The organism is Streptomyces sp. NPDC030183, from assembly GCF_055573455.1.
The window spans coordinates 174464-182238 of the sequence record NZ_JBVIBK010000022.1; the positions used below are offsets into that span (position 1 = coordinate 174464).

General features: G+C 72.9%; 4 protein-coding genes and 1 pseudogene. 3 read left to right on the forward strand and 2 right to left on the reverse strand.

The annotated features are described in order from the left end of the window. Positions 1–267 precede the first annotated feature (267 nt). The gene (locus tag ACZ4Z2_RS26165) at positions 268–2337 is read left to right on the forward strand and encodes a phosphocholine-specific phospholipase C (protein ID WP_468079154.1); all 2070 of its coding nucleotides are present in this window, start codon (positions 268–270) and stop codon (positions 2335–2337) included. A 181-nt stretch (positions 2338–2518) separates the two neighbouring features. Beyond that, positions 2519–2980: pseudogene (locus ACZ4Z2_RS26170) on the forward strand (TetR-like C-terminal domain-containing protein); the annotation flags it as partial. 145 nt (positions 2981–3125) lie between these two features. Here ACZ4Z2_RS26170 and ACZ4Z2_RS26175 read toward each other — a convergent pair. Next, the gene (locus ACZ4Z2_RS26175; RefSeq protein ID WP_468079155.1) at positions 3126–4145 is read right to left on the reverse strand and encodes a DUF2510 domain-containing protein; all 1020 of its coding nucleotides are present in this window, start codon (positions 4143–4145) and stop codon (positions 3126–3128) included. Between the two features lie 258 nt (positions 4146–4403). Continuing rightward, positions 4404–4601 carry a hypothetical protein gene (locus tag ACZ4Z2_RS26180; protein WP_468079157.1) on the reverse strand — a complete coding sequence of 66 codons (198 nt, stop codon included), beginning with the start codon at positions 4599–4601 and terminating at the stop codon, positions 4404–4406. Positions 4602–4956: 355 nt separating this feature from the next. On the opposite strand from ACZ4Z2_RS26180, the gene ACZ4Z2_RS26185 reads away from it, so the two are divergent. Next, a complete protein-coding gene (locus ACZ4Z2_RS26185; RefSeq protein ID WP_468079159.1) occupies positions 4957–7629 on the forward strand; it encodes an ATP-binding protein in 2673 nt (890 codons plus the stop codon). The last annotated feature ends 146 nt before the right edge of the window (positions 7630–7775 follow it).

Genomic DNA, 7775 nt, shown 5'->3' on the forward strand with positions numbered 1-7775 from the left:
TTGCAGCCGCAAGCCGGGGCCGGGCACGCGCCCCCTCGTGGTGTTCCCCAACCGCCCGGTGGCCCCGCGCCCTTGGCACCCCCGTGACCTTCCCGCCCGGCGCTGTTCGCGCGGCGGCCCCCGCTCGGTCACACTCGCGCCACGGCCCCTTCCCCGGCATTCGTTCCTCTTGGACCATTCCCCGGGGGTGCTTGAGAGCCCCGCACGGCACCCCCGGCGCGCAGGTCACATCCGACGCACCACGTCAGGACAAGAGGTCATCCACCCATGCCTGAAGTCAACCGGCGGCGATTCCTCCAGGTCGCGGGCGCCACAACGGCGTTCACCGCTCTGTCGGCCAGCATCCAGCGGGCCGCGGCGCTCCCCGCGCACCACCGTTCCGGCACCATCGAGGACGTCGAGCACATCGTCGTCCTCATGCAGGAGAACCGGTCCTTCGACCACTACTTCGGCTCACTGAGAGGCGTACGCGGCTTCGGCGACCCGCACCCGGTCACGCTGGACAACGGGAAGACGGTGTGGCACCAGTCGGACGGCACCAAGGACATCCTGCCGTTCCACCCCGAGGCCGACGACCTCGGCATGCAGTTCCTGGAGGGCCTGCCGCACGGCTGGCCCGACGGGCACGCCGCCTACAACGGCGGCAAGTACGACAAGTGGGTGCCCGCCAAGGGCACCACGACGATGGCGTACCTGACCCGCGAGGACATCCCCTTCCACTACGCCCTCGCCGACACCTTCACCGTCTGCGACGCCTACCACTGCTCCTTCATCGGCTCCACCGACCCGAACCGCTACTACATGTGGTCCGGCCACACGGGCAACGACGGCACCGGCGGCGGCCCCGTCCTCGGCAACGACGAACTCGGCTACGGCTGGACCACCTACCCCGAGCGCCTCGAAGCGGCCGGGATCTCCTGGAAGGTCTACCAGGACATCGGCGACGGCCTGGACGCCGCCGGTTCCTGGGGCTGGATAGCGGACGCCTACCGCGGCAACTACGGCGACAACTCCCTGCTCTACTTCGACAAGTACCGCAATGCCAAGCCCGGCGACCCCTGGTACGACAAGGCCCGCACCGGTACGAACGTCAAGGCCGGCGACGGCTACTTCGACCAGTTGAAGGCGGACGTCAAGGCGGGCCGGCTGCCGCAGATCTCCTGGATCGCCGCGCCAGAGGCGTTCTCCGAGCACTCCAACTGGCCCTCGAACTACGGCGCCTGGTACATCGCCCAGGTCCTGGACGCGCTCACCTCCAACCCGGACGTGTGGGCGCGGACCGCGCTGTTCATCACGTACGACGAGAACGACGGGTTCTTCGACCACGTCGTGCCGCCGCTGCCGCCGCGCTCGGCCGCGCAGGGCAAGTCGACCGTCGACGTCGGCCCCGACCTCTTCGCCGGGAGCGCCACGCACGTGGCCGGGCCGTACGGGCTCGGACCGCGGGTGCCGATGCTGGTGGTGTCGCCGTGGAGCAAGGGCGGCTTCGTGTGCTCCGAGACGTTCGACCACACCTCCATCGTGCGGTTCATGGAGCGCCGGTTCGGGGTGCGGGAGCCCAACATCTCGCCGTGGCGGCGCGCCATCTGCGGTGACCTGACCTCCGCGTTCGACTTCTCCCGCGAGGACAGCCGACCGGCCGCGCTGCCCGACACGGACGGTTACCAGCCGCCGGACCGCGAGCGGCACCCCGATTACCGGCCGACCGTGCCGGCCGACCCGAGCATGCCGCGGCAGGAGCGGGGACCGCGGCCCGCCCGGCCGCTCAGGTACGCGCCAAGAGTGGACGGTGCGGCCGACCCGGCCGCCGGGACCCTCACCCTCACGTTCGCCTCCGGCGCGAAGGCCGGCGCGGCGTTCCTCGTCACCTCCGGCAACCGCACGGACGGGCCGTGGACGTACACCACCGGGGCGGGCCGGACGCTCTCCGACACCTGGGACTCCGCGCACTCGGGCGGCTCCCACGACCTCACGGTCCACGGCCCCAACGGCTTCCTGCGCGTCTTCAAGGGACCGGCCAAGGGCCCTTCGGCGGGTCTGGAGGTCACCGCACGGCACGTCGGCGGCGACGTGGAGCTGACCTTCACCAACAAGGGTTCCGCGGCGGTGACCCTGAAGGTCGCCTGTGGTTACGGTGCCGACCGGGGCCGTACGGTCAGGGTGCGGGCCGGGGCCACCGTCCGGCAGGTCGTGGACCTGCGGGCGAGCCACCGCTGGTACGACCTGACGGTGACCGCGCAGGCGGCCCCGGACTTCCTCCGCCGCTTCGCCGGCCACGTGGAGAACGGCCGCGCAGGCGTCAGCGACCCCGCGCTGGGCCGGGGCCCCGGGGGGTGACCGCTCTGAGAGGGCGCCACTGAGCCCGGGGGCCGGGCGCCTTACAGGGAGGTCAGTTCCGGGAGCAGCGGCGGTTCCGTGGGGGCCCGTCGGGGTTCCAGGGACAGGACGGCGGCCACCGGGTGGGGGTCGTAGGCCCGGGGATCGTCGGCCCGGGGCGGGGCGGTCGGAGGGACGCGGGTCAGGCCGGTGCAGCAAGTCCACGCTCTACCGGCAGTGGAAGAACAAACCCCAGTTCGTGGCCGCGGCGCTGCGCGCCCGCCGCAGCGTGCGGTTCGGCGGCATCGACACCGGGTCCCTCCGCGGGGACATGTGCGAGGTGGCCCGGCAGGCGAGCGAGGGGTTCGCCCTGGTGGGCCGCATCCATCAGGCGCTCGGCCAGGCCGTCGTCCAGGACGAGGAGCTGCGGGCGGCCCTGCGCGACGCCCTGGTCGAGCCCGAGATCGACGCCCTCAGGGCGATGATCGACCGTGGTGTCGCGCGGGGCGAGGTGCCCGCCGACCATCCGGCGCTGGAGTTCGTCCCGGCCCAGATTTTCGGTGTCCTACGCGCCCGCCCGGTCCTGGAGGGGCGGGACGCGGACGAGGCGTACATCATCAGATTCATGGAGGCGGCCGTGTTCCCGACGCTCGGCCTCACCTGATGCTCGGGCCGCCGTCCACCGGATGACCGGGCGGCGACCCGACCGCGCCGCACCGTGGGGACGGGGGCGGCGCGCACCCCCCGGCCGGGTGGGGTTCCTCTGGAGCGGAGAGGAACCCCGCCCGGCCGAACCGCGCCCGGCCCACTCACACGTCCTGGCCGTCGCCCCCGCCGCTGGTGATCGCCGCCTTCTTGATGCCCTTGGTGATCTCGTCGATCACGGACTGCTCGGGCGCCTCGTCGCTGACGTCGATGCCGAAGCGCACCACGACGAGCCGGGAGGCGTCGGCCGGGGACGGGAACGCGAGGGACTCGACGTACCCGTCGTCCCCCTTGCTGGTGACCACCTTCCAGCGGACCAGGTAGCCCTTCTCGCCGGCCACGGTCACCGCCTTCGACGCCAGCTCCTTGTGCGAGCTGATCTTGCCGTAGCCCTCGGTGCCGTAGGCGTCCTCGGCGTTCTTGGCGATGTCCTCCTTGGCGGCCGCCTCGGCCGTGGTCGCCTTCAGGTCCAGTTCCTTGGCCGGCATCGAGTAGGCGCCACCGCGCGTGCAGGTCTTCGAGGGGTCGGCGGGGCACTCGTACGACGCCTTCGTCACCACCTGGGCGCCGATCGGCAGCGGAGAGGTGATCCATCCGTCGGGCACCGGGATGCTGATGCCGTTGGTGGAGTCGGTGGCGTACCCGTCCTCGGTCTGCGGTGGCCGCCCGGACCCGTCCGGCGCCGGTGACTGCCCGCCGGAACCGCCCGAGCCGCCGGAGCCCCCCGAGCCGCTGGGGCCGCCGTCGCCGCCCCGGCCGTCCTGACCTCCGGAGCCCTGCGACGTCGTGCTGCCGTCGCCGCCGCCGTCATTGCCGACGAGGGCGTACGCGCCGATCCCGATGGCCGCCAGGACCGCGACGGCCACGGCGACGGCTATGCCCGTGCGCAGCCCGCGCTTCGGCGCCGGGGCACCGTACGCCGGGTATCCGGGATACGCCGGTGCGGCGTGGGGCGGGTACGGTCCGGCGGCCGGCGGGAAGGCCGGAGGGCCGAACGCCCCGGCCGGGCCCGCGGGCCGGACCTGGTCCGTCCACGCCCTGCCGTCCCACCAGCGCTCGGTGGGCGGCGCGTCATTCGTCTGGCCGGGATCGGGGTACCAGCCGGGAGGAGTCACCTGCGTCATGACGCCACCGTATGAGGCCGGAGTGAAAACCGGATGAGAGGGGACCGGAATTCACCACGCCCCACACCGCTCTGCCCCCTTGGCGCACTTCCAAGCGATAACCCGCTTTTGCCCCGATGTCGGAGGTTTCCTTCGTGAGGGGGGACGATGGCCGGTCTCGTCAGGAGGCGGATCGGCGGATCGGCGGATCGGCGGGTCGGCGGGTCGACGGGTGCGTGGCGGTCAGTGGTGGTGGGAGGAATCCCGCTCGTCAGGGGGTCACCGATAGACCCCGGCGACCGTGGTGGACGCCGGGGGAAGAGGCTGTGCCGGTTCCGCGCGCGGGCCCTCGTCGTGCGGGCGGCTGACGAGCCCGGGCTGTCGCAGCGTGAGCGTGTCCCCGACGAGCGTCAGATCGGTTTCCGCCGCGTCGACCCCGTCGACCGCGCCGTACGACGTCCCCGACGTCAGCGCCATCACCCGCACGCCCCTCAACTCCCTTACTCACCGCCCGGCTTGCGGACGGCCCCCGCCGGCCCGGCGGCGCGAACCCCGTCACCACCGACACCGCGCCCCTGCCGCCGCCCGCGCGACGTCGTGGCCCTGCCGTCTCCCGAGCCGCGCCCGTCACTCGGGAAAGGGGCGTCCCGTCACGGGCAGTTGACTGGTCATCACTTCCAACACGGCAGGTGGGCGGCCGGAAGCGTCGTCCTGCGGCGGCCCGTTGTCACCCGACACGGCAATAGGTGTCCCGACCCGCCTCCACTTCGGCAGTCGGACGGCTACGCTCGATGACCTGTACGTCGTTTGGGCGACCTCGGGAGGTAACGGGATGACGGAGGCACGGCCCGATACGGCCGCCTCGGCTTCCCTGTGGGAGCGCGACGCGGAGATCGCCGCGATCACGGAAGCGATCGACGAGCTCCGCGCCGACCAGGCGTCCCCGGGCAGGGTCCTGGTCTTCAAGGGCGAGGCGGGCATCGGCAAGACCGCCCTGCTCACCGAGGCCCGCCGCATCGCCCAGGAACGCGGCTGCACGGCCTGGTACGCGCGCGGCGGCGAGACCGTCACGTCCGTCCCCTTCAACGTCGTGCGCCAGTTGCTCCAGCCCGCGCTGCTGGAGCTGATGGACGGCGAGACCCGGGACTACCTGGGCGACTGGTACGACATCGCGGGCCCCGCTCTCGGCCTCGCCGAACCGGGCGGGACGCCCGCCGACCCCCAGCACGTGTGCGACGGCCTCGTCGCCGCCGTGGGCCGGCTCGTCCGCCGGACCTGGCCCCTCGTGCTGCTGATCGACGACGCCCACTGGGCCGACCAGGAGACCCTGCACTGGCTGACCGCGCTCACCGGGCGGCTGGCCGAGATGTGCGTCCTCGTCGTGGTCGCCCGCCGCCCCGGCGAGGCCACCGGGGAACGGGCACGCTGTCTGCAGGACATCGCCGCCGCGGCCGGTCCCGTCACGAAGATCAGCGCGCTCACGCCCGACGCCACCGCCGGGCTCACCCGCTCCGCGGTCGGCGAGCACGCCGACGACGCGTTCTGCCGCGAGGTGTGGGCGGTCACCGCGGGCAATCCCTACGACACCGTCGAACTCCTCGCCAAGGTCAAGGACCGCCAGCTCGACCCGGTCGAGGACTCCGCCGCCGAACTGCGCGCCCTCAACAAGACGGCACGCGGCGACGGGCTCGTCGCCCGCCTGGAGAAGCTCGGCGTCGAAGCCACCCGGTTCGCCTGGGCGGCCGCCATCCTGCACACCGGCATCACCGTAGGGATCGTCGCCCGCCTCGCCGGCCTGCCCGCGGACACGGCCCAGGAGTGCGCCGAACTGCTCACCCAGGCCCGCATCCTCACCGCGCCCGATCCGGCCAACCGCCAGCCGGACGACGGTGACCTGGTGTTCGTCCACCCGCTGATCGCGACCGCCGTCTACGACTCCATCCTGCCCAGCGTCCGCACCGCGTTCCACGGCGTGGCCGCGACCGTCGTCACCGAGTCCGGGCGCGGTCCGGCGGCGGCCTCCCGCCACCTCATCGAGGTCCTGCCGGATGGCGAGTCCGAACTCGTCGAACAACTCCGGGCCGCCGCGACCGAGCACCTCGCCGTCGGCGCGCCCGAAGCGGCCCGGCGCTGCCTGGAACGCGCCCTCCAGGAACCGCCCCGCCCCGACGTCCGCGTACGCGTCCTCTACGAACTCGGCTGCGCCACCCTCCTCACGGCCCCCGCCAAAACAGTCGAATACCTCCGCTCGGCCCTGGCCGAACCGGGCCTCGACAGCGCGGAACGAGTAGACGCGGTCTTCCGCCTCTCACAGGCGCTCGTCCACAACGACCAGCTCGGCGAGGCCATCCGCACGGTCGACGCGGAGGCGTCGCGGCTGGAGCCCGGGCCCGCCCGGATGCGACTCCAGGCCGCGCGCTACATGTGGGAGGGCATCCACGCGGGCGAAGAGGTGTCCCCGACCCATTCCCAGGAACTCGCGGACCTCGCCGCCACCTGCACCGGCAGCGACAACTCCGAACGCGCGCTCCTCATCCTGCGCGGCTTCGACGCGATGGCCCGCGGGGAGAACGCCGAGGTGGTCGTCGAACACTGCGACCGTGCCCTGGTCAACGGCAGGCTCGCACCCGGACTCGGCTGGACCGACACCGAGTGGGGCATGGAACTGCTGCTGATGCTCACCACGGCGTACGCCTACGCCGATCGCCTCGACCGTGCGGAGAGCCTGTGCACCGAGGCCCTGCGCACCTATGAGTCGGCGGGGTGGAGCGGCGGCCACCTGGCCCTGGCCCACGCCTATGTGGCGCTCGCGCACCGCAGGCGGGGCCGCCTCAAGGAGGCCGAGGAGTCCCTGCGCAAGTCGCTGGTGTTCGCCGAGCGCGTCGGGCGGGGGCTTCCCCTGTTCTGGACGTCGACCTGCAACCTCATCGACACGCTGCTCGCCCGCGGCCATGTCCAGGAGGCATGGGACATCGCCGAGAAGAACGGCTTCGCACCCCCGTACCCGTCGCCCATCGTGCTGCCCGACCCGCGTTCCGTGCGGGGCCGGCTGCTCCTCGCCGTCGGCCGGACCGAGGAGGCGATCAACGAACTGGAGGCCGCGGAGAAGGCGGCGGACGCCCGCGGGCACCACAACACCCTCCTCGTCCCGTGGGGCGGCGATCTCGCCCGCGCCCTCGCCAACGAGGACCCGCGGCGCGCCATGGAGATCGCCGGGCTGATCCGGCGCCGCGCCGAGCGCTACGGCACGGACACCGCCATCGGTGAGGCCCTGCGCGTCGAGGCAGCGCTCGCCACCGGCAAGCAGGCCGCCAATCTCTACGCCAAGGCCGTCACCTACCTCGACGCCTCGCCCTCCGCCTACGAACACGCCGCGGCGCGCGTCGAGTACGGCATCGCCATCCGGTCCGCCACGGAGCTCAAGCGAGGGCTCACGCTCGCCGAGTCCTGCGGCGCGGACGGTCTCGCCGAGCAGGCCCGTGAGGCACTCGTCGCGCTCGGCTAGGCCCTGTCGTCACATTCCCGCCGTCGCCCGGAGGGGGGCCCCGCGGCGTCGGGTGCGTGCTCTCGGCGTGCCGGGCCCTGACCCGTGTACTGGACGTACTCGGGTCGGGGCCCGGTGCGTCGAGAGCGCGTGCATGGCGTCGCGGG

Bases quoted from the DNA above. Each gene is read 5' to 3' on its own strand.
- ACZ4Z2_RS26165 (WP_468079154.1), top strand. From the start codon at position 268: ATGCCTGAAGTCAACCGGCGGCGATTCCTCCAGGTCGCGGGCGCCACA.
- ACZ4Z2_RS26175 (WP_468079155.1), bottom strand. From the start codon at position 4,145: ATGACGCAGGTGACTCCTCCCGGCTGGTACCCCGATCCCGGCCAGACG.
- ACZ4Z2_RS26180 (WP_468079157.1), bottom strand. From the start codon at position 4,601: ATGGCGCTGACGTCGGGGACGTCGTACGGCGCGGTCGACGGGGTCGAC.
- ACZ4Z2_RS26185 (WP_468079159.1), top strand. From the start codon at position 4,957: ATGACGGAGGCACGGCCCGATACGGCCGCCTCGGCTTCCCTGTGGGAG.